This window comes from Stenotrophomonas sp. GD03930, from assembly GCF_029839665.1.
Classification (GTDB): Bacteria; Pseudomonadota; Gammaproteobacteria; order Xanthomonadales; family Xanthomonadaceae; genus Stenotrophomonas; species Stenotrophomonas forensis.
Window position 1 is genome coordinate 18,973 of the sequence record NZ_JAOCAV010000001.1, and the last position, 21,187, is coordinate 40,159.

Here is a 21,187-nt window from a genome sequence, read left to right on the forward strand (position 1 = left end):
TTGGACACATACGGCGCGGCCCTCCCGCGGCCTAGCATCGGAACCCCCTTCCGCTGCCGATACGGTGCCATGAAGTCCCTGCTGCACATCGCCGCGCTCTGCGTCGGCCTGCTCATTGCCCCTGCCAGCGCGCTGGCCGCGCCCGACGCCGAGGCCAAGCCCGATCCGAAAGACGACAAGACCGAAGCGCCCGCGCTGCCGGCCGATGCGTCGGCGCGCCAGAGCATGCGCCTGGCCGGCCGCACCCTGGACTACACCGCCACCGTCGGCACCCTGCCGGTGCGCGACGCCAAGGGCAAGGTGATCGCCGACGTGGTGTTCACCGCCTACACGATGCCGGGCAAGGACCGGCCGGTGACCTTCGCGCTCAATGGCGGGCCCGGCGCGTCGTCGGTCTACCTCAACATGGGCGCGATCGGACCCAAGGTGGTGACCTTCGGTTCGGAAGGCGACAGCGCCTCGGCGCCGGCCACCCTTCATGACAACCCGGGTACCTGGCTGGACTTCACCGACCTGGTGTTCATCGATCCGGTCGGCACCGGCTTCAGCCGCGCACGCATCGGCGATGACGAAGCCAAGAAAGCGCTGTACAACCCCAGCGCCGACATCGAGTACCTGTCGCGCTCGATCTACGACTGGCTGCTGCGCAACCAGCGCATGGCCTCACGCAAGTACCTGACCGGCGAGAGCTATGGCGGTTATCGCGGTCCGCGCATCACCCACTTCCTGCAGACCCGGCTGGGCGTGGCGATGAACGGCCTGGTGCTGGTCTCGCCCTATCTGAGCCCGACCCTGGAAGACAACGCCGATGTCTCGCCGATGGCCTGGATGCAGACGCTGCCGTCAATTGCCGCCGCGCACCTGGAGCGCCAGGGCAGGCTGACCGATGCAGCGATGCGCGAGGTGGTCGAATACACCCGCGGCGACTACGCGACGGCGCTGATGAAGGGCCGCAGCGATCCGCAGGCGACCGAAGCGATGCTGCGCCGGGTGACCGAGCTGACCGGGCTCGACCCACAGTTCGTGCGTCGCGCCGGCGGCCGCCTGGAGACCCAGGCCTACCTGCGCGAAGTGTTCCGCGACAAGGGCACGCTCGGCAGTCGCTACGATTCCAACGTGACCGCATTCGATCCGTTCCCGAACGATCCGGAGCAGCGCGCCAATGATCCGCTGCTGGACAGCATCATCGCGCCAACCACCACGGCGATGGTCGACTTCGTGACCCGCGTGGTCGGCTGGAAGGTGGATGCGCGCTACCAGGCACTGAACTACGACGTGAACCGGCTGTGGGACCGCAATGGCGAGCTGCGCCAGGGTGCGGTGACCCAGCTGCGGCAGGCGGTGGCGATCGATCCGCACCTGCAGGTGCTGATCGTGCATGGCTGGAACGACCTGTCGTGCCCGTTCATGGGATCGATCCTGACCGTGGACCAGATGCCGGCGATGGGCAGCAACCCGGATCGCGTGCAGGTGCGCAGCTATCCGGGCGGGCACATGTTCTACAGCCGGGTGGACAGCCAGGCGGCGTTCCGCAGGGATGTGCAGGCGCTGTTCCAGCGTAACTGAGGGAGTTCCCGGCCGGGCCTGCGGCCCGGCACCCGCTGACGGCAACGGCAACGTCAAAAGCCGGGTTCCAGTGGGTTGGCGGGATGGGTCCGGTTGCGGGGGACGCCGTGAACCCGTCCCTGGGGGCTTGGCCGCGGCATCCATGCCGCGGACACCCCGCAACCGGACCCACCCCGCCTTCGACAGTTTCCGGGCGCTGCTGGTGGGTGCCGACCGTTGGTCGGCACGGAATCTGACCCTGATTCTGCTCTGGTAGGTGTCGACCTTGGTCGACACGCTGGGTGCAGAAGAATTGCTTCTCCCATGAAAAAAGCCCGCCGGAATCCGGCGGGCTTTTTCGTTTATCGGGCCGCTGGCATCAGGTCCAGCCGAACAGCTCGAACAGCTTCAGGATGAGGTACGCACAGCCACCGGCTGCCGGGATGGTCAGGATCCAGGCCCAGACGATGCGCTCGATCACGCCGAACTTCAGCGAACGCGGGTTCTTGGCGAAGCCGACGCCCATGATCGCGGTGGAGATGCTGTGGGTGGTCGAGACCGGCATGCCGAAGTGGGCGGCCAGGGTCAGGATGGTGGCCGAGCTGGTTTCCGCGGCGAAGCCGTGGATCGGATGCAGCTTGACCATCTTGTGGCCCAGGGTCTTGATGATCTTCCAGCCGCCCGAAGCGGTACCGGCGGCCATCACCACGGCGCAGGTCAGCACGATCCACATCGCGATGCCGTCACCGGCATGGGCGTCCGGGTGCATGAAGGCCAGCCACGACGGCAGGTCGTTCAGTGCGCCGGTCGCTTCGGCACCGATCAGGGTCATCGCGATGATGCCCATGGTCTTCTGCGCGTCGTTGTGGCCGTGGGCAAAGCCCATGTAGGCCGCCGAGGCAATCTGTGCCTTGCCGAAGAACGCGTTGACGATGCGTGGACGGGCCAGGCGGCCGATGGCACCACCGATCTTGGCCAGGCCGGCGATCAGCCCCCACAGCAGCACCATCACCACGATGCCGAGCAGGAAGCCGGCAATCGGCGAGGTGATCATCGGCACGAACACCTTCCACAGCAGGCCCTTGTTCTGCGCCCAGCTGCCAAGGCGCTCGGACCAGATCAGTGCGTCCCAGTTGTTGTGCGCAGCGGCCAGGCCGGCGCCGCAGAGGCCGCCGATCAGCGCGTGCGAGGACGAGGACGGCAGCCCCTTCCACCAGGTGATCAGGTTCCAGATGATGCCGCCCAGCAGGGCGCACAGGATCACCTGCGGAGTGACGTCGACCACGTTGGTGTTGAGCAGGCCCGAGGCAATGGTCAGCGCCACCGCAGTACCGGTCAGTGCACCGATGAGGTTCATGAAGGCGGCCAGCATCACCGCCCAGCCGGGCGAGAGCACCTTGGTCGCCACCACGGTGGCAATGGAGTTGGCGGTGTCGTGGAAGCCGTTGATGAACTCGAAAACGAGCGCGGCCAGGATCACCACCAGGACAAGGGTCAACATGCGGCGGCGTCCGTCAGCTGTTCTTCAACACGATCTGGTATGCCACCACACCCGCCTCGCGGCAGCGGTCGATGGCCTTTTCCAGGATCTCGAAGAATTCCTTCAGCAGGAACATCTGCAGGTTGTCCAGGCGGCCGGAATAGATGTCGCGGTACAGCTCGAGCATCAGCCGGTCGGCCTCGTTCTCCAGCGAGCGCAGCTTCTCGTTGAGCGCGGTCATCCGGTCCAGGTTCATGTGGCGCAGGTCCGCCACCATCTCCACCACCACACTGGCAGCCTGCTCCAGCATCGCCGCGCGCGGCGCGAAGTCGATGTGCTCCAGGTGGGTCGTGGCCAGCGAATAGCGATCGGCGAACTTCTCGATCTGCTTGGGAATCTTGTACAGCGCCGAACCCAGCGCTTCGATGTCTTCGCGCTCGATCGGGGTCATGAAGCTGTCCACCAGCGCCTGGCTGATCTTGTCCGAGGCCGCGCGTTCGCGCAGGCGGGCCAGCTTGAAAGCGTCCAGCGCCGGCTGGCGGTCGGCCTCGCGCAGCATGGAATGCAGCGCCTTGGCGGCGTCGGAAGCCGCGACGGCAGCCTCATCGAGCAGGGTGTAGAACTGTTTGCCGGAACCGAAAATGGTCTGCAGAGAGAACATTGAGAAACCTGTCAGCCGTCGCGGGAAGGACGGCACCAGATGGAATTATGACGGCTAGATGACCATCTCGGGTATCCCTGCCCCCTTTCCGGGCCTTGGCCCGCCCAACCTGAACAGGCAGTTGCCACCCTGCCACGCCCCTTTGCTAAGATGCCAGCGCGCCTTCGGGCGCACCTTATGGACGACGACCCTTATCCCCCAGCGCCGCGCCGGACCCCGCTCCTGAGCGCCAGCCGCCATCGCAAGCACCCGCCCTCCCTGCCACCAACCGGGGACGACGCCCGTGTTTGAAATGATCCTGATTGTCTTCGCGCTTGTTCTGCTGAACGGCTTCTTCGCCATGTCCGAGATGTCGGTCATGACCTCGCGCAAGAGCCGCCTGAAGCAGATGGCCGCCACCTCCAAGCGGGCCGCCAAGGCACTGGAGCTGTCGGAAAAGCCGGAGAGCTTCCTGTCCACCGTGCAGATCGGCATCACCGTGATCGGCGTGCTGACCGGCTACCTCGGCGGTGAAGCGCTGGGCGAGGCCTTCGCCGGCTGGATCCAGGGCCTGATGCCGGGCTTTGCCTACGCTGGCAACGTCGGCACTGCGCTGGCGGTCAGCCTGATCACCTTCATCACCCTGATCTTCGGCGAACTGGTTCCCAAGCGCCTGGCGCTGACCCGTTCGGAGGCCATTGCCGGCCTGGTGGCGATGCCGATGAGCTGGCTGGCCAAACTGGCCCTTCCCTTCGTGTGGCTGCTGTCCAGGACCACCCAGCTGGTGCTGCGGCTGTTCGGCCTGGGCAAGGATGAAGTCGCCTCGGTGACCGAAGAAGAGATCCGCATGCTGGTGGCCGAAAGCCATGAGGCCGGCGTGATCGATGCCCACGAGCGCGACATGATGAACCGTGTCATGCGCCTGGGCGACCGCACCGCCGACAGCCTGATGACCCCGCGCAACCGCATTGCCTGGCTCGACACCCAGGCCGGGCTGGAGCGCAACCTGGAAATCATGGCCGAGCATGAGTTCTCGCGGTACCCGGTGTACCGCGACAACGACATGGACGTGGTCGGCGTGCTTGAGCTGAAGTCGCTGGCCACGCGCATGGCGCGCGGCGACACCGCGCTGTTCCAGACCCTGCGCGAGCCGCTGTACGTTTCCGAATCGACCCATGCGATGAAGCTGCTGGAGATCTTCCGCGAGGAACAGCAGTCGATGGCGCTGGTGGTGGACGAGTACGGCGAGATCCAGGGCCTGGTGACCATCAGCGACCTGATGGGGGCCGTGGTCGGCCGCCTGCAGGCGGTGGAGAACGCCGACGAGGATGCGCTGGTGGTGACCCGCGAGGATGGCTCGCTGCTGGTGGATGGCTCGCTGCCGATCGAGGACCTGCGCGAGCTGATCGGCAGCAACGACCTGCCCGATGCCGAGGACGGCGACTACTACACGCTGGCCGGCATGTGCATCCACTACTTCGGCCGCATCCCGCATGCCGGCGAATACTTCGACTGGGCCGGCTGGCGATTCGAAGTCGTCGACCTGGACGGTGCGCGGGTGGACAAGCTGCTGCTGCGCACGTTGTCCGACGAGCAGGCCGATGAGCTTACCGCCTGAGGCCGGCCAGGGTCCGGGCGCCGAGCGCCCGGCCTACCGCAACGAGGGCATCCGCACCCTGCTGGAAATGTTCGCCTCCGGCGACCCGGCCGAGCACATGCCGCTCGGCCAGATCCTGTGCAACCTGCAACAGAGCGCGTTCGGCGTATTCCTGTTCGTGGCGATCCTGCCGTCGTTCATCCCGATCCCGGGCATGGGCGGCGCGGTCAGCGGCCCGCTGGTGATCCTGATCGGCCTGCAGATGCTGTGCTGCCTGCGCCGCCCCTGGCTGCCCGGCTTCATCGCCCGCCGCGGGCCGAAGCGCGGCACCATGCACCGCTTCCTCGACCGCATCGACCGCCCGCTGCGGCGCCTGGACAAGATGCTGAAACCGCGCTTGCCGCAGCTGCTGACCCCGCTGCCGGCGCACGCGTTCACCGGCCTGCTGCTGGTGCTGCTGGGCGTTCTGCTTTCGCTGCCGATCCCGTTCACCAACTTCCTGTTCGGCTTCCAGCTGCTGCTGTTCGCGCTGGCATTGCTGGAACGCGATGGCGCGCTGATGCTGTTCAACTGGATTGCCGCGCTGGCGGCCATCGCGTTCTTTGGTTTCAGTTCCGGGCAACTGGTGGGCTACACGGTGGAGCTGTTCCAGCGCTGGTTCTGAACCGGAACCCGGTAGAGCCGGCCGCTGGCCGGCTGCCACGTTTGCTGGATTGCCGGCCAACGGCCGGCACTACCGGTACCGGGCATCGGTCATCAGCGCAGGTCGATGAATCCGTTGTCGGCCAACTGTCCCGGTTCGTCCTGCACCGCCGACAACACGAACGTCAGCGCCTTGCCCAGCAGCGTACCCGGGCCATCCCAGTACTCGGCCGAATCGGCCCGCACATGGATCAGGCGCAGGTTGGGATCCTCCTTGCCGCCAGGGAAGAACAGCTTCATTGCAGGCGACCACAGTTCCTCGATCTTCGCGCGATCATCCACCACGCGAGCGCGGCCGGACACCGACACATATGTGTTTTTGGAAGGCGAGGCATAGGCCACGTTCACCCGCGGATCGAGCGCGATCTCGGCCACCTTCGGGCTGTCGGCGGTGATGACGAACCACAGGGCACCCTCGAAGGCGACCTGCTGGGTGGCCAGCGGCCGGCTGTAGAGGCGGCCATCGACCCCGGTGGTGGTGAACATCGCCACCTCCACGTCCTTGATCAGTTCGGCCAGCTGGGCGATGTGTTCGGCGCGGGAATCGGCCATGGGGGAGCTCCATTGGGATGAGCCCCCATCAGACGCGGTGTGGCTGCAACAGCCCGTGACGCAAGTGTTCAGCCCGCGTGGCGGGCATGCCAGGCGTGCATCGCCAGTTCGAATGAACGCAGGCGTGCGCGGTGGTCATACAGGTTGGCGGTGAGCATCAGTTCGTCGGGCCTGTGGCGCTCGACAAACGCTGCGATGCCCTCGGCCACCTGCTGCGGATCACCCAGCACGGTGCAGGCCAGCGCGCGCTCAACGCCGAGCTTTTCGTGCGGCTCCCAGAAGGATTCGATGTCATCGATCGGTGCCGGGATCTTGCCGGGGCGACCACGCCGCAGGTTGACGAAACTCTGCTGCTGGCTGGTGAACAGGCGGCGCGACTCGGCTTCGCTGTCGCTGGCAACGACGTTCAGCGCCAGCATCGCGTGCGGCTGCTTCAGCGTGGCCGAGGGGCGGAACTCGCGGCGATAGACCGCCAGCGCTTCGTCCATCACGTCAGGGGCGAAATGCGAGGCGAACGCGTACGGCAGGCCCATCGAGGCGGCCATGCGCGCACCGAACAGGCTCGAACCCAGTATCCAGGTCGGTACGCGCAGGCCGCCGCCGGGAACCGCCTGCACGGCCTGGCCGGGTTGCACCGGCTCGAAGTAGTGCAGCAGCTCGCGCACGTCCTGCGGGAACTGGTCGGCACTGTCGAAGTAGCGGCGCAGGGCGCGTGCGGTGGGCTGGTCGGTGCCGGGCGCCCGACCCAGGCCGAGGTCGATGCGGTCGGGATACAGCGAGGCCAGCGTGCCGAACTGTTCGGCCACCTGCAGCGGCGCGTGATTGGGCAGCATGATGCCGCCGGCACCGACGCGGATGCGCTTGGTGCCACCGGCGACGTGGCCGATCAGCACGGCCGTGGCCGCGCTGGCGATGCCGGGCATGTTGTGGTGTTCGGCCAGCCAGTAGCGGCGGTAGCCCAGCGCATCGGCGTGCTGGGCCAGTTCCAGCATGTTGGCGAAGGCGGCGGTGGTGTCACTGCCCTCGCAGACCGGGGCCAGGTCGAGAATCGACAACGGGATCATCAGCGGTTTTCCGTCACAGGATTTCCCATGCATGGGGTCGGCCAGGCGCGGCGGCCAGTGACGGTGGCGGGATGCTGATTCCTGCGGAATGGGTTCAGAGCCCGCCGGACATGGCCCGGGGCGCCACGCGTGTCGGGTAGTGCCGGCCGCTGGCCGGCAGACAGACAGCCCTTGCAGCCGGCCAGCGGCCGGCTCTACCAATGTGTAGTCAGAACGCGCTGGGGCGCGGCTCGGGCAGTGGCTGGTCGACCATCGGCTTCAGCTCGGCATCCAGCGCCACGCGCTCGTCGAACACGAAACAGCGGCCTTCGTAGCCCTCGCCACCGACGTCCTCGAAATAGCCGAGGATGCCGCCGTCGAGCTGCAGCACGTTGTCCATGCCGTCGTTGACCATCCACAGTGCGGCCTTCTCGCAGCGGATACCGCCGGTGCAGAAGCTGACCACGGTGCTGCCCTTCAACGCCTCGCGGTGCGGCGCCAGCGCCTCGGGCAGGTCGGTGAACTTGTGGATGGGCAGCACCAGCGCATCCTTGAAGGTGCCGTACTCCACTTCCTGCAGGTTGCGGGTGTCGAGCATCACCACCGGCTTGCCGACGTCATCGTGGCCCTGCCGCAGCCAGCGCTGCACCGTGGCCGGATCGACCGCCGGAGCGCGCGGGTACTCCAGCGGCTGGCCGTCATCGCGGCGGAAGCTGATGATCTCGTCCTTCACCTTGGCCTTCAGCCGCGCAAATGGCTGGTGCTCGCTGAGGCTGGTCTTGACCCGCATATCGGCAAAACGCGCATCGGCGTGCAGCGCCGCATAGAAGCCCTCGACCGACTTCGGCGCACCGGCCAGGAACAGGTTCAGCCCCTCGCCCGCCACCAGGATCGTGCCCCGCAGCCCAGCCGCCTCGGCCCGCGCCAGCAGCTGGTCGCACAGGACCTGGGGAGCGTCGATGACGGCGAAATGGTAGGCGGCGGTATTGGCGATCATCCCGCCATTTTAGCGCCAGACCATCCCAGGAGCAGACTTGCCCGTTCATCCACGCACCGCGTGGATCTACAAAGCTCATGAACCTGTCAGGGGCGGGGCGGTGTGGGCAGGCGGGGGCGCAGAGCGCCATGGATGGCGCTCTACGAGGCACGCAGGAGCAGTTTTTGCCGTCCCCCGCCTGCCCACACCGCCGCACCATCCCACGGAATCCAGCTTTTGCTTTTGCTGTTGCCGGCCAGCGGCCGGCACTACCGGATACCGGGCACCGGGTGCCGGGTGCAACCCGGCCGGAAGCCCCCTTTACCCCCGCAACAGCATGAACGGCAGCAGCACCAGCGCCGCCGCGCCCGCCATCCCCAGCAGCACCAGCACCACGAACACCGGGCGCCGCCGCAACAGGCTGCCGAAGGTCTCCGCCGTGCCATCACGCAGCGCCTGCTCGCGTTCTGCACGCACGCGCTCGCCGCGCGCGGCCTGGTACTCGGCCATCAGCGCCTTCGCACGCGGATGATCGGCATCCTCGCGCAGCCACAGGCCGCCGTTGGAGATGCCCCAGGGGCTGGGTTCGGTGCGATACCACGCGATGCCATGCTGATCCAGCAGGGTGCAGACATCGGCATATTCGTCGTCGCCGACGTTGCGCAGATTGAGCAGGAATTTTGCCATGCCCCCATGATACCCGGCACCGATGCGCTACCCTTGCCGCCCTCGCCCTGCGCCCTTCCGGAGACGCCCGATGCGCCGCCTGCTGCTTCCCCTGCTGCTGTCCCTCGCCGCCGCTGGCTGCTCGACCGGGCCCTCCGGCCCGCCGCCGGGTGGCACCCTGACCACCTTCGAGCGCATCGACAGCGTGCCCGGCACCGGTGCCGAGGCTGTCGCCGGCAGCAAGGTCACCGTGCACTACACCGGCTGGATCTACGACAACCGCACCGAGACCAAGCACGGCAAGACTTTCGACAGCTCGGTCAGCCGTGGCGAACCGTTCACCTTCGCACTCGGCGCCGGCCAGGTCATCCGTGGCTGGGATGAAGGCGTGGCCGGCATGAAGGTCGGCGGCAAGCGCACGTTGATGATCCCGCCGGACTACGGCTATGGCGACCGCCGGGTCGGTCCGATTCCGGCCGGCTCGTCGCTGGTGTTCGACGTCGAGCTGCTCGATGTCAAACCGTAATGCCGCAGCGCAGTGTCGGGTCGCCGTGATCGGCGGTGGCCCGGCCGGCCTGTTCGCCGCCGAGCGCCTGCGTGCGGCCGGGCTGGACGTCGACCTGTACGAGGCCAAGGGTTCGCCCGGCCGCAAGTTCCTGATTGCCGGCAAGGGCGGGCTCAACCTCACCCATTCCGATCCGCGGCCGCTGTTCGACAGCCGTTACCGCGAGCAGGCGGCTGCCGTCGGCCAGTGGCTGGACGGCTTCGACGCGCAGGCGCTGCGTGACTGGGCCGCCAGTTTCGGTGTGGAGACCTACGTGGGCAGCTCCGGCCGCGTGTTCCCGGTCGACCGCAAGGCCGCGCCACTGCTGCGCGGCTGGGTGCGCCGGCTGAAGGAACAAGGCGTACGCCTGCATGCCAACCATCGCTGGATCGGCTGGAACGACGACGGCGCGCTGCGCTTCGCCACCGAAGCAGGCGAGATCGATGTCCACGCCGATGCCACCGTACTGGCGATGGGCGGCGGCAGCTGGCCGCAGCTGGGCAGCGATGGCGCCTGGGTCGCGCCTCTGCAGGCGCGTGGCGTAGACATTGCGCCTCTGCAGTCGGCCAATTGCGGTTTCGACGTGGACTGGACCCCGTTCTTCGCCCAGCGCAATGCCGGCGCACCGTTGAAGCCGGTGGTCGCGCACTGGATCGACCTGGCCGGACAGCCGCAGTCGCTGCAGGGCGAATGCGTGGCCAGCGAGTACGGTATCGAAGGCAGCCTGATCTACGCGCTGGCGGCTGACCTGCGCGAGACCATCAACCGCGATGGCCACGCCATGCTCTGGCTGGACCTTGCGCCGGGCCGCGACGAGGCACGGCTGCTGGCCGACCTGTCTCGCCCGCGCAAGGGCCGCAGCTTCGGCGAGCACCTGCGCCGGCAGGCCGGCCTGGATGCGGTGAAGGCGGCGCTGGTGTTCGAGATCCTCGGCAAGGAGGCCGGCAACGATCTGCCTGCCGTGGCCTCCACGCTCAAGCGCCTGCCGCTGCGCCTGCTGCGGCCACGACCGATGGCCGAAGTGATCAGCACGGCCGGCGGCGTACGCCTGGATGCACTGGATGATGGCCTGATGCTGCGGGCCTTGCCTGGCGCGTTCTGTGCCGGCGAGATGCTCGATTGGGAGGCCCCGACCGGCGGCTATCTTCTTACTGCCTGTTACGCCAGCGGCCTGCGTGCGGCGGAAGGTGTGATCGGATGGTTGGCCGGGCGGTGACGCCCGAACTGTAGAGCCGAGCCATGCTCGACTGCATTTGATTCAGGCGATAAAGCAGTCGAGCATGGCTCGACTCTGCAATTGCCGGGCGCTCACCATGGCCGGCGCATGCTCACCGAGGCCAGCGCCACGCCGCTGGGATGCGGGTAGGCTTCCTCGCGCACGGTAATGAAGCCCTGCCGTTGATAGAACGGCACGGCATTGAGCGAGGCCGACAGCACCACGTCACGCTCACGGTCGGCCATCGCCAGCAGGCGCTGCATCAGGGCCTGGCCGATTCCCTTGCCGCCCCGGTCCGGATCAACGAACAACGCATCGACTTCATTGGCATCGGTATCGAACACGCCGAAGCCGAGCAGCGCGCCCTGCGCATCTTCGGCCACCACGCAACCGCCCTGCCCCAGCAGCCGCGCGTACTGCGACGGCGGTGGCGAGGCCGACCAGGGCGCGATCACCTCCGGCGGGTAATGGCTGCTGCAGGTCTCGCGCACGCACCGCGTGCGCAGCGCCCACAGCGTGGCTACATCATCGGCCGTGCCTGTTCTGAACTGCATGACATCTCCTCGTAGAGTCGAGCTTGCTCGACTGCGGTTCCATCCGACATCGGGATCTCTCACCAAAGTGCAGTCGAGCACGGCTCGACTCTACAACGGCAGCTACCGCGACTTGCTGGCGCGCAGTGCCTGGATCTTCGGCGGCGGCTGGAACGAGTCGCTGCGCGCATCGGCCCAGAACGCATGGAACACCGCGTGGTCGGGCACCTTGTGCAGCAGCTCGCCCGGTTCCAGGTAGCGGTACAAGGAGGCCAGCGAACGGATCTCGACCGGCGAAACGCGACGCAGGATGTGCTCAGGCCCCAGTTCGGCCGGATCGTTCAGGCCGGCCGCGCACAGCAGTTCCTTCAAGGCATGCAGTGTGTGCTCATGGTAGCTGTGCACGCGCGTGGCCTTGTCTGGTGCGTCCAGATGCTTCCAGCGCGCCGGGTTCTGGGTGGCAATACCGGTGGGGCACTTGTCGGTGTGGCAGCTCAACGACTGGATGCAACCCAGCGCGAACATGAAGCCACGCCCGGCATTGCACCAGTCGGCGCCCAGTGCGATGGTGCGCGCGATGTCGAATGCACTGGTGATCTTGCCGGCCGCGCCGATGCGGATGCGCTCACGCAGATCCAGGCCAACCAGCGTGTTGTGCACCAGCAGCAGCGCTTCGTGCATCGGCACGCCGACGTGGTCGACGAACTCGGCCGGCGCCGCACCGGTGCCGCCCTCGGCACCGTCGACCACGATGAAGTCGGGAAGCAGACCGGTTTCCTGCATCGCCTTGGCGATACCGAACCATTCCCAGGGGTGGCCGATGGCCAGCTTGAAACCCACCGGTTTGCCACCGGACAACTCGCGCAGCCGCGCGACGAACTGCAGCAGCTCGACAGGCGTCGAGAACGCCGAGTGACGCGAAGGCGACACGCAGTCCACGCCCATCGGCACGCCACGGGTCACCGAGATCTCGGCGGTCACCTTCGGTGCCGGCAGCACGCCACCGTGGCCCGGCTTGGCACCCTGCGACAGCTTGATCTCGATCATCTTGACCTGATCGTGGGTGGCATTGGCGACGAAGCGCTCTTCGCTGAAGGCGCCCTTCTCATCACGGCAACCGAAATAGCCGGAGCCGATTTCCCAGACCAGATCGCCGCCCATCTCGCGGTGGTAGGGCGAGATCGAGCCTTCGCCGGTGTCGTGGTAGAAGCCACCGCGGCGCGCGCCTTCGTTCAACGCACGGATCGCATTGGCCGACAGCGAGCCGAAGCTCATCGCCGAAATGTTGAACACGCTGGCCGAATAGGGCTTGGCGCAGTTGGCGCCGATCAGCACGCGGAAATCATGCTTGGCAATGGACGTGGGCGCCAGCGAATGGTTGATCCACTCGTAGTCCACCGCATAGGTGCTGCGCAGGGTACCGAACGGCACCGTGTCCATCTCGTTCTTGGCGCGCTGGTAGATCAATGCACGCTGCTGCCGCGAGAACGGCACGTCTTCCAGGTCGCTCTGCACGAAGTACTGGCGGATCTCCGGGCCGATCGATTCCAGGCCGTAGCGGAAATGCGCCATCACCGGATAGTTGCGGCGCAGCGTGCTGCGCTTCTGCAGCAGATCCCAGGTCCCCAGCGCCACCATCGGGGCGGTCAGGCCGACGCCCCAGTACCAGGCCGGCCAGATCGTGGCCAGCCACAGGCATATCGGGAACATCAGGATGGCGAGCAGGTAGACAATATACCGGTGCATGGCTTTCCTCGGTTGCAACTGCCCCCGAGTCTACCGCGCCGCCCGTCTGCCGGGTTTACAGGCGATCATCAACCACGTTGCGCGGCCAGGCCGATTTCACGTCGTAGACAAGCCCCCCCGGTGCCAACAGGCCCCGGATCTGGTCTACGTCCATCGCCTTGAAACGGGCATGGGCCACCGCCAGCACCACCGCGTCATAGCTTCCCGCCAGCGGTTCGGCCAGCCAGTGCACACCCTCATCGGCCAGCACCGCTGGGCCGACCCACGGATCACTGACTTCAACCCTCGCACCGGCATCACGCAGGCGCTGCGCAAGCTCCAGCGCGCGGCTGTTGCGCAGGTCAGGGCAATCCTCCTTGAAGGTCACGCCCAGTACCAGGATCCGCGCCTGTGCAGGCGCACGACCACGCTCGGCCAGCATCGCCAGCACCCGCGCCGCCACGTGCTCGCCGACACGGTTGTTGACCTGCCGCGCGGTGTGGATCAGGTCCGGGTGGTAACCCACGCTCTCGGATTTGTGCAGCAGGTAATACGGGTCCACGCCGATGCAATGGCCACCCACCAGCCCCGGCCGGAACGGCAGGAAGTTCCACTTGCTGCCCGCCGCATCGAGCACGTCCTGGGTATCGATGCCGAGCCGATCAAAGATCAGCGCGAGTTCGTTGACCAGTGCGATGTTGACGTCGCGCTGGATGTTCTCGACCACCTTGGCCGCTTCGGCCACGCGCATCGACGGTGCCGGAAACGTACCGGCCGCGATGATGCGCCGGTACAGGCCATCGATCACCGCAGCGGCTTCTGGCGTTGAACCGGAGGTGATCTTGCGGATGTCGGGCAGGCGCCGCTGCCGATCGCCCGGGCTGACCCGTTCCGGGCTGTAGCCACAGTAGAAATCCTGGTTGAAGCGCAGGGCCGAGCCCTGCTCCAGCAGCGGCACGCAGACTTCCTCTGTGGTGCCCGGATACACCGTGGATTCGTAGATCACCAGATCGCCCTCGCGCAGATGACTGGCGATCAGGCGGGTGGCCGAACGCAGCGGCTCCAGATCAGGCTGCTCGTAGGCATCGATCGGGGTCGGCACCGTAACGATGTAGACATTGCAGGCATCAAGCAGGGCCGGATCGCTGCCAAACTGCAGCTGCTGTGCGCTGGCCAGTTCTTCAGCCTCCACTTCCAGCGTGTGGTCCTGGCCGCTGCGCAGCTCGGCCAGACGGCCGGCATCGATATCGAAACCGAGCGTCGGCCAATGCCTGCCGAAGGCCACCGCCAGCGGCAGGCCAACGTACCCAAGGCCGATCACCGCGAAACGTGGCGCCACGGCTGCTGCAACCGGCACACTCATCGGCGCACTCCCTGCAGGGGATGCAACCGCGCACGCGCTGCCATGGCTTCGGCCCACACACTCATTCGCTGTACCACTCCGGGAAACCCACACCAGAAAGGCTACAGCCTAAGGCCCCGGCGCGTCGCCGCCAAGGCGCGCTCAGGAACCCAGCGCGACCGCCGCCGGCTCGAGCTCGCCGTCTGCGCCGGTCCAGGCCTGCAGCAGGCGTTCGAAGCCGCCGCTGCCAAGCAGGAAGCCCGGCCATGCCGCCTCGACAATCTGTGTCAGCAGGTCCGCCTCGATCCTGCGGGTACCCATCGACCATCGCGGGAACGCCCGCTGCAGCACCGGCGCGCGGCACAACATCTTCACCTGTCCATGGCTGCGCGCATTGACGATGCGCTGGAACACCGAATCGATGCCATCTTCGGGCCCCTCCAGATACTGCAGGAAACGCATGCCATCGAACATCAGGACACCGGTGACACCTGCTACGCGATTGAATGCCGTGGCATCGGCCAACAGGCGATCAAGATCGGTTGTCTGCAGATCGGCACGGGCCTCACTGGCATAGGCAATCGCGTGTAGCGACATCAGGTGGCTCCCCCCCTGGGAACGATGGCCGGAACTATGACATGAATAGGAACGACAGTTAAGCACGCCGCCCCGCCTGCGCGATCGGGCCGCAGCCCTGCGGGTGGGCTACAATCGGCGCCGCGCTGCAGGCCCGGATGGCGAAACTGGTAGACGCATCGGACTTAAAATCCGCCGGGGGCAACCCCATGCCGGTTCGATTCCGGCTCCGGGCACCAACATCGCAGCGCAGGATGGCGTGCGCCCTTCGGGGCACTGCACAAGGAACCCGCACATGAAGCTGTCTACCCTGATGCTTGCCCTGCTCTGCACCGCCAGTCTTCCAGCGTTGGCTCAGTCGCACTCCGATACCCGTCGCAATCGCGATGGCAGCATGGACATCCGCCACAGCGATGGTTCGTCCACCCGCATCACACGTGATCTGTCCAAACGCGTGATCGCCGAGCACAGCAACGGCAGCCGCTCGGTCACCACGACCGATCTCAGCGGACGCAAGCGCACCACCTACAGCGACGGCAGCTACTCCGACACCACCACCGATCTGAGCGGCAGGATCATCACCCAGTACAGCAACGGTGCCCGCTCGACCAGCACACGCGACCTGAGCGGCAGGTGGCGCACCGAGTACAGCGATGGTTCGTACTCGACCAGCGTGCAGGACCTGAGCGGCAACTGGCGTACCACCGCCAGCGGCGGCATGGCGGCCAGGCATCCGGAGCGCGGCTTCGGCAAGAAGCGCTGAGCGTTCAGATCGCACGCGAGTAGCGCGGCTGCTCATGCGCCGCGCGCAGGTACGGATCGAAGCACATCGCCAGCAGCCGCAGCAGCGGCCGTCCCGGCTCGCTGGCACGCACCACGCCCTCGCGGTATTCCGCCAGGCCGTCCTCCTGCAGCCGCTGCACCGACCGCAGGTCTTCGGCGAAGTACCGCTCGAAATCCACGCCGTGGCGCTGGCCCAGCACAGCGCCATCCACCTGGCCCTGGCACATCAGCTGCTGGATCAGTTCCGCGCGCAGCTGGTCGTCGGCGCTCAATGCCACGCCGCGCCAGACCGGCAGCTGGCCCTGGTCCACGGCGTCCTCCCACGAGGGCAGGTCGCGCGGATTCTGGCTGTAGGTGGCACCAATGTGGCTGATCGCACTCACGCCCAGGCCGAGCAGATCGGTATCGGCGTGGGTGGTGTACCCCATGAAATTTCGATGCAGCTGGCCGGCGCGCTGCGCGCGTGACAGATCCTCTTCCGGCAACGCGAAGTGATCCATGCCGATGTACTGGTAGCCGGCGGCGGAGAGCTTCTCCACTGCAAGGCCCAGCAGCGCCAGCTTGTCCTCCGGCGACGGCAAGCGGCGTTCGTCGATCTGCTTCTGTGCGCGGAACAGGTGCGGCAGGTGTGCGTAGCCATACACCGCCAGGCGATCCGGGCGCAGCGCCAGCACCCGCTCAAGGGTACGGCCGAACCCCTCCAGGCTCTGCCCGGGAAGGCCATAGATCAGGTCGACGTTGACCGAGCGCATGCCACTGTCGCGGCAGGCCTGCAGGATATCCAGCGTCTGCTGCACGCCCTGTATGCGGTTGATCGACTCCTGTACGTGCGGATCAAAGTCCTGCACACCCAGGCTGGCGCGGTTGAAACCCAGCCGCGCCAGCATGGCGACGTCGTGGGAATCGATGAAGCGCGGGTCCAGTTCGATCGAGAAATCACGCTGTGGCGAATCGCTGAAATCGAAGCGGCGGCGCAGGCCTTCCACCAGGGTGGTCATCGCCTCGGCATCGAGGAAGTTCGGCGTGCCCCCGCCCAGGTGCAGCTGGATGACCTCGCGGCCATCCTCGAACTGCGGCGCCAGCAGGTCGGCCTCGGCCAGCACGCGCGAGACGTAGCTGTGGCCACGGCCGCGATCGCGGGTGATCACCCGGTTGCAGCCGCAGTAGAAGCACGGGCTGGAGCAGAACGGCACGTGCACATACAGCGACAGCGCGCGGGCCAGCTGGTTGCTGTCGGCGATCGCCTGACGCAGTGCCGGCGCGTCGAAGCCGTCGTGGAAATGCGGCGCGGTCGGGTACGAGGTGTAGCGCGGCCCGGGCCGATCGTGGCGGCGCAACAGGTCGGGGTCGAAGGTCCAGGCCAGGCCGCCGGCAGCGGGAGAGAACGTGTCCATGGCGCCAGCATCGCGCCGGGCGGCCGTGACCGCCTTGACCCAGATCAATCCTTGGCGGGGATGCCCAGCACCGGCAGGCCGACCTGCGGCCAACGCAGCATCTGGTAGCGCTTCCAGAAGGTGTCACCGATGCGTGCGGCCACGTCGTTGGCCAGCGCCTGCATCGGCGGGTTGTTGCATTCCGCGGTGGTGATGCGGAACAGCACCAGCCAGCGGTCGAACAGGTCCTTGTCCAGCTCGATGGCCATGTGCTTGGACATCGGCGAGCCCTTGAAGCGGCGGGTAGCGCGCAGCATCGCCGACCAGAAGTCGACCAGCTGCGCCAAGTGCTCCGGCCAGTCGTGGACATGCGCTTCGAACACCGGCCCCAACCGCTCTTCTTCGCGCACGCGCGCGTAGAAGTCGTGGACCAGGCGGGTCACGTCCTGCTCGGTACACAACTCGGGCGAGGCAACGGGGAGGACAGGCGGAGGCGTAGCGTTCATCGGGTACCCAAAGCGTGCCGGCAGTGTGCCGCAGCCGGCCGGCACCGCCGTTGATCCAGATCAATGTCGGCGCAGTTCGCTGCCCCTAGGCTGGCACGCTTGCAGGAAGCATGCCCTGCGGATGCTGCGCCGGACCAGGCGGAGTATACGCGCCGCCCACTTATCGATCCGGGACAGCATGAACAGACCCTCCCTCAGCCGCCGCCAGCAGCTGATCCAGCATTGGGGCGCCATCCTCTGGCCCAGCTTCATCGCCGCTGGCGTGGCCAGCATGGTGTTCTTCGCGTTCGTCGATCCGTTGCGCCTGCAGGCCATCAGCTTCCCGGGAACCACCATCAGCCGCGAGCTGGGCTATACCGCAGGCTTTTTCATGTTCTGGACGGTGACGGCGCTGTCCAGCGCGGTTACCTGGTACCTGCAACGGCCGATGCCGAGCGACGACGACGACGAGCTGCCACTGGGATGAGTACGCCCTGCTCCACGACGCCGCGCCCACGGCACTGGCGCGGCATCCTAAGCGCAGGCCTGCTTGCACTGTTCTATGCGCTGCCCTGGTTGCGCTGGGGCGGTCATCAGGCCGTGCTGCTGGACATCAGTGCCCGGCGCTTCGACCTGTTCGGCTGGACGCTGTGGCCGGGTGATGTGGGAGTGCTGATCGGCCTGTTGGCAGTGCTGGCGGTGAGCCTTGCACTGCTCACTCATCTGGCCGGACGCATCTGGTGCGGCCATGCCTGCCCCCAGACGCTGTGGAGAGGTGCCTTCGACTGGATCGGCCACACCGTGTCCCGGGCACTGCCGCCGGCACTGGCGCGGCCGGCCACGCAGCTTGCATGGGGCCTGCTGTCGCTGTGGACCGGAATCACCTTTGTCGGCCTGTTCAGCCCGATCGCCGGGCTGGTGGCTGCCGCGCCGCACGCCGCCTGGAGTGGCTGGGAAACGTTCTGGGTACTGTTCTACGCCGCTGCCACCTGGGGCAATGCCGGTTTCCTGCGCGAGCAGGTCTGCCGTTCGCTGTGCCCGTTCGCACGCCTGCAGCCACTGCTGACCGATCCGCATACACCGCGTGTCCTGTATGACGCGCGCCGCGGCGAGCCGCGCGGACCGCGCCCATCCGGCCTGGGCGGCGTGCTCGGTCGCGGCCGTGGCCTGCTCGACCCGACCACCGCGCAGGACTATGTGTTCCGCGCGGCGCATCCGCTGCTGGCAGGACCGATGCCAACCTTCAGCGCAGACCGCCTGGGGGACTGCACCGACTGCGCCGCGTGTGTCAGCGCCTGCCCGATGCAGCTGGACATCCGCCAGGGGCCGCAGGCCGATTGCCTGGCCTGCGGCGCCTGCCTGAAAGCCTGCGCACAGCACCAGCACCGGGCCGGTTTCGGCCGGGGGCTGCTGCGCTACTGCAGTCCGCAGGTCATGACCGGCCAGCCGCGGCGCTGGTGGCGACCGCGAACCCTGGCCCTGCTGTCTCTGCTGCTGGCGCTGCTTGCCTGCGGCGGCTGGCGCCTGCTCTGAATCAGCGCGGCCCGTCGGCGTGCGGCGGGACCAGCTGTGCACGGCGGACAATGCCCAGCTGCTCGATGATCAGCGCCATTTCGTTGGTGACTTCGGTGCGTTCGGTCCCCTGCGGGACCAGACGATCCAGCACCTGCTGGTAGGTATCCCAGAACGCCGGACCGCATCCGTGTTTGTGATAGCTGGCTTCCAGTTCGCGGCGTACCCGTTCAGCCAAGCCATGCATGCCGTATTCCATACGACCTCCGTTGGACTTGTTCTGCATTGTTGACGGTCTACCGACTCACTTGCGTGCTACTGAAAGACTCCCGGGCTTCACGTCCGGTTGATGCCAATTAGTCATAGATTTCACGACAGGTCAATTACATGCACCGACTTTCGTGATCGAAATTATTAATCGTTCACAAAACTACATACGCTGTCCCGGTGGCGCCGGATGGGTTGAACCCGACGTGCCCTCCGGCCGACAGACGCCGAACTTCTATTGATGACACTGATTGAGTTCTTTCGACCCATTGAATTTGCCCATTTTGCTAAGTCTACTTAGCAAATGGCGCTTAGCGTGCTAGATGCGACAAAAGACGGCGCAGATCAGATGGATTCGCTGCCTGGCGCGTCGGTTGCAGGGAACAGATGCGGGTAGCGCTGACGCAGGATGTACTGCCGCAGGGCAGGAATCGGAAGGTCCTTAGGCCATTGCGACACTGCGGATCGGCTTATGCCAAAGAAGCGGGCCAGTTCGGCATCGGTCCTCAGTCCCAGCCGGGTACGCACCTGCCGTTTGTTCCAGAATTCGGTCACGGTCGGTTCTTCTGTTAACCAGACTTATTCTTGCGGCAAGGATTCTTGGCATTCCACGCGTTAAGCTGGCTTGCATAGATGAATACTCTCGGCCAACGACTCGCCGCCGCCATGAAGAAAGCCGGGCACCCTCGCCCGGCCGATCTGGCCCGCGCCGCCAAATCCACAACGGCAACCATCAGCAACTGGCTCAATGACCATGTGAGCGCCTCCCATGTGAAGGCCGCACAGCTGTTCCGCATCGCCGATGCGGCCAAGCTGGACGCGCGCGAACTGCTGTACGGGGTGACCGGGCGCGGCGTAGGCGAACCCGGCAATGCCTACATCCCCAGCCAGGCCCATCTGGATGTCTGGCAGGACGCCTACGAGCTGGTCAGCCACCTGGTGGCCGAGAACGGGCTGGAGATCGACCACCGCCGCCATGCCGCGCTGGACCTGCTCGCGTTCGAGCTGCTGATGGATGGCTTCAGCCGCAGCAAGGTCGCCCGCGTACTGACGACCTCGATGACGTAAACGCACTGCCGCTGGTAGCATGGCCCGCGATGGGGATGGAGCTCCCCCGATAACCGCCTGCAAGGGCTGATGGCTCCTGCCAAGACGAACCCGGTGTTCGTCGACGGCAGGCCGTGCCTGCCCTCGGCGTTCGCCATCGGACCTGCGAACCCGTACTCGAGGCACACGATGCAAGCATTGAACAATTATTTCCTGGTCTTCATCGGAGGCGGCCTGGGTGCCTGCCTGCGCCACGCCTGCAACCTGATCGGCGCCCGCGTGGCCGTCGGCAGTCCCTGGCCCTGGTCGACCTTCCTGATCAACATCAGCGGCGCGCTGCTGATGGGCGTGGTGGTCGAGGCCTTCGCCCTGCGCAATGGCGCCTCGCCGCAGCTGCGGCTGCTGCTGGCCACCGGCATTCTCGGCGGCTACACCACGTTCTCGACCTATGCGCTGGAGATCGGCCTGCTGCTGCAGCGCGGCCAGCATGGGCTGGCAGCATTGTATGCCGGGGGTTCGGTGGCACTGGGCCTGGCCGGCCTGTTCGGCGGCATGAAGCTGGCCCGGCTGGTGCTGGGCTGAC

Annotated in this window: 24 protein-coding genes, 1 tRNA gene and 1 riboswitch; of the genes, 11 read left to right on the forward strand and 14 right to left on the reverse strand. The window is 66.5% G+C overall.

The window, feature by feature from the left end; all coding sequences use genetic code 11:
* The first annotated feature begins 69 nt into the window (after positions 1 to 69).
* On the forward strand, positions 70 to 1,566 hold the full coding sequence (locus tag N5C18_RS00120; RefSeq protein WP_279943524.1) for a S10 family peptidase: 1,497 nt from the start codon (positions 70 to 72) through the stop codon (positions 1,564 to 1,566).
* Between the two features lie 358 nt (positions 1,567 to 1,924).
* On the opposite strand, the gene N5C18_RS00125 is transcribed toward N5C18_RS00120, so the two are convergent.
* Together N5C18_RS00125 and N5C18_RS00130 are read right to left on the reverse strand one after the other, a co-directional pair.
* A complete protein-coding gene (locus N5C18_RS00125; protein ID WP_006431323.1) occupies positions 1,925 to 3,046 on the reverse strand; it encodes an inorganic phosphate transporter in 1,122 nt (373 codons plus the stop codon).
* Between the two features lie 13 nt (positions 3,047 to 3,059).
* Positions 3,060 to 3,686: a DUF47 family protein gene (locus N5C18_RS00130; RefSeq protein ID WP_006431321.1), complete on the reverse strand. Its 627-nt coding sequence runs from the start codon at positions 3,684 to 3,686 to the stop codon at positions 3,060 to 3,062.
* Positions 3,687 to 3,978: 292 nt separating this feature from the next.
* On the opposite strand from N5C18_RS00130, the gene N5C18_RS00135 reads away from it, so the two are divergent.
* Together N5C18_RS00135 and N5C18_RS00140 are read left to right on the forward strand one after the other, a co-directional pair.
* Positions 3,979 to 5,283 (forward strand): hemolysin family protein, encoded by a 1,305-nt coding sequence (locus N5C18_RS00135; RefSeq protein ID WP_053449337.1) that lies wholly within the window; start codon positions 3,979 to 3,981, stop codon positions 5,281 to 5,283.
* On the forward strand, positions 5,267 to 5,926 hold the full coding sequence (locus tag N5C18_RS00140; RefSeq protein ID WP_053511133.1) for an exopolysaccharide biosynthesis protein: 660 nt from the start codon (positions 5,267 to 5,269) through the stop codon (positions 5,924 to 5,926). Before N5C18_RS00135 ends, N5C18_RS00140 begins: the two co-directional genes overlap by 17 nt.
* Positions 5,927 to 6,018: 92 nt before the next feature.
* On the opposite strand, the gene N5C18_RS00145 is transcribed toward N5C18_RS00140, so the two are convergent.
* The 4 genes from N5C18_RS00145 to N5C18_RS00160 all read right to left on the reverse strand — a co-directional run bounded on the left by N5C18_RS00145 (position 6,019) and on the right by N5C18_RS00160 (position 9,222).
* The gene (locus tag N5C18_RS00145) at positions 6,019 to 6,516 is read right to left on the reverse strand and encodes a pyridoxamine 5'-phosphate oxidase family protein (RefSeq protein ID WP_053511135.1); all 498 of its coding nucleotides are present in this window, start codon (positions 6,514 to 6,516) and stop codon (positions 6,019 to 6,021) included.
* A 68-nt stretch (positions 6,517 to 6,584) separates the two neighbouring features.
* A complete protein-coding gene (locus N5C18_RS00150) occupies positions 6,585 to 7,580 on the reverse strand; it encodes an LLM class flavin-dependent oxidoreductase (protein ID WP_164240768.1) in 996 nt (331 codons plus the stop codon).
* A 208-nt stretch (positions 7,581 to 7,788) separates the two neighbouring features.
* Positions 7,789 to 8,556, reverse strand: coding sequence for a sulfurtransferase (locus N5C18_RS00155; RefSeq protein ID WP_053449333.1), 768 nt, complete (start codon positions 8,554 to 8,556; stop codon positions 7,789 to 7,791).
* Between the two features lie 300 nt (positions 8,557 to 8,856).
* On the reverse strand, positions 8,857 to 9,222 hold the full coding sequence (locus N5C18_RS00160) for a DUF6164 family protein (protein WP_164240767.1): 366 nt from the start codon (positions 9,220 to 9,222) through the stop codon (positions 8,857 to 8,859).
* 70 nt (positions 9,223 to 9,292) lie between these two features.
* On the opposite strand from N5C18_RS00160, the gene N5C18_RS00165 reads away from it, so the two are divergent.
* Both N5C18_RS00165 and N5C18_RS00170 read left to right on the forward strand, forming a co-directional pair.
* Positions 9,293 to 9,727 (forward strand): FKBP-type peptidyl-prolyl cis-trans isomerase, encoded by a 435-nt coding sequence (locus N5C18_RS00165; RefSeq protein WP_053449332.1) that lies wholly within the window; start codon positions 9,293 to 9,295, stop codon positions 9,725 to 9,727.
* Positions 9,714 to 10,961: a TIGR03862 family flavoprotein gene (locus N5C18_RS00170; protein ID WP_279943525.1), complete on the forward strand. Its 1,248-nt coding sequence runs from the start codon at positions 9,714 to 9,716 to the stop codon at positions 10,959 to 10,961. Before N5C18_RS00165 ends, N5C18_RS00170 begins: the two co-directional genes overlap by 14 nt.
* A gap of 92 nt (positions 10,962 to 11,053) precedes the next feature.
* On the opposite strand, the gene N5C18_RS00175 is transcribed toward N5C18_RS00170, so the two are convergent.
* The 4 genes from N5C18_RS00175 to N5C18_RS00190 form a co-directional block, all read right to left on the reverse strand.
* On the reverse strand, positions 11,054 to 11,515 hold the full coding sequence (locus tag N5C18_RS00175) for a GNAT family N-acetyltransferase (protein ID WP_164240765.1): 462 nt from the start codon (positions 11,513 to 11,515) through the stop codon (positions 11,054 to 11,056).
* Between the two features lie 102 nt (positions 11,516 to 11,617).
* A complete protein-coding gene (locus N5C18_RS00180; RefSeq protein WP_279943526.1) occupies positions 11,618 to 13,240 on the reverse strand; it encodes an FMN-binding glutamate synthase family protein in 1,623 nt (540 codons plus the stop codon).
* Between the two features lie 55 nt (positions 13,241 to 13,295).
* Complete coding sequence (locus N5C18_RS00185; RefSeq protein ID WP_279943527.1) at positions 13,296 to 14,582, reverse strand: nucleotide sugar dehydrogenase; 1,287 nt, start codon at positions 14,580 to 14,582, stop codon at positions 13,296 to 13,298.
* A gap of 141 nt (positions 14,583 to 14,723) precedes the next feature.
* Entirely contained in the window at positions 14,724 to 15,158 is a 435-nt protein-coding gene (locus N5C18_RS00190) for a BLUF domain-containing protein (RefSeq protein ID WP_279943529.1), read from the reverse strand.
* 131 nt (positions 15,159 to 15,289) lie between these two features.
* On the opposite strand from N5C18_RS00190, the gene N5C18_RS00195 reads away from it, so the two are divergent.
* Together N5C18_RS00195 and N5C18_RS00200 are read left to right on the forward strand one after the other, a co-directional pair.
* Positions 15,290 to 15,376: transfer RNA gene (locus N5C18_RS00195), tRNA-Leu, on the forward strand.
* Positions 15,377 to 15,432: 56 nt separating this feature from the next.
* Positions 15,433 to 15,900, forward strand: coding sequence for a hypothetical protein (locus tag N5C18_RS00200; protein ID WP_053511147.1), 468 nt, complete (start codon positions 15,433 to 15,435; stop codon positions 15,898 to 15,900).
* Between the two features lie 4 nt (positions 15,901 to 15,904).
* Here the strand turns inward: N5C18_RS00200 and hemN are convergent, their stop codons facing one another.
* Together hemN and N5C18_RS00210 are read right to left on the reverse strand one after the other, a co-directional pair.
* A complete protein-coding gene (hemN, locus tag N5C18_RS00205) occupies positions 15,905 to 17,314 on the reverse strand; it encodes an oxygen-independent coproporphyrinogen III oxidase (RefSeq protein WP_279943530.1) in 1,410 nt (469 codons plus the stop codon).
* 44 nt (positions 17,315 to 17,358) lie between these two features.
* Entirely contained in the window at positions 17,359 to 17,799 is a 441-nt protein-coding gene (locus N5C18_RS00210; protein ID WP_053451278.1) for a group III truncated hemoglobin, read from the reverse strand.
* A gap of 178 nt (positions 17,800 to 17,977) precedes the next feature.
* Here N5C18_RS00210 and N5C18_RS00215 point away from each other — a divergent pair, with 178 nt between their 5' ends.
* Positions 17,978 to 18,265, forward strand: coding sequence for a hypothetical protein (locus N5C18_RS00215; protein ID WP_053449326.1), 288 nt, complete (start codon positions 17,978 to 17,980; stop codon positions 18,263 to 18,265).
* Positions 18,262 to 19,311: a 4Fe-4S dicluster domain-containing protein gene (locus tag N5C18_RS00220; protein WP_279943532.1), complete on the forward strand. Its 1,050-nt coding sequence runs from the start codon at positions 18,262 to 18,264 to the stop codon at positions 19,309 to 19,311. The genes N5C18_RS00215 and N5C18_RS00220 overlap by 4 nt, the downstream gene beginning before the upstream one ends.
* Position 19,312: 1 nt before the next feature.
* Here N5C18_RS00220 and N5C18_RS00225 read toward each other — a convergent pair whose 3' ends face one another.
* Positions 19,313 to 19,549 (reverse strand): hypothetical protein, encoded by a 237-nt coding sequence (locus N5C18_RS00225; RefSeq protein ID WP_008267971.1) that lies wholly within the window; start codon positions 19,547 to 19,549, stop codon positions 19,313 to 19,315.
* Between the two features lie 353 nt (positions 19,550 to 19,902).
* On the reverse strand, positions 19,903 to 20,112 hold the full coding sequence (locus N5C18_RS00230; RefSeq protein ID WP_279943533.1) for a hypothetical protein: 210 nt from the start codon (positions 20,110 to 20,112) through the stop codon (positions 19,903 to 19,905).
* Between the two features lie 111 nt (positions 20,113 to 20,223).
* Here N5C18_RS00230 and N5C18_RS00235 point away from each other — a divergent pair, with 111 nt between their 5' ends.
* On the forward strand, positions 20,224 to 20,625 hold the full coding sequence (locus N5C18_RS00235; RefSeq protein WP_040008084.1) for an XRE family transcriptional regulator: 402 nt from the start codon (positions 20,224 to 20,226) through the stop codon (positions 20,623 to 20,625).
* A 22-nt stretch (positions 20,626 to 20,647) separates the two neighbouring features.
* Positions 20,648 to 20,711, forward strand: a riboswitch (Fluoride riboswitch).
* Positions 20,712 to 20,793: 82 nt separating this feature from the next.
* Positions 20,794 to 21,186, forward strand: coding sequence for a fluoride efflux transporter CrcB (crcB, locus tag N5C18_RS00240; protein WP_006430497.1), 393 nt, complete (start codon positions 20,794 to 20,796; stop codon positions 21,184 to 21,186).
* Position 21,187 lies beyond the last annotated feature (1 nt).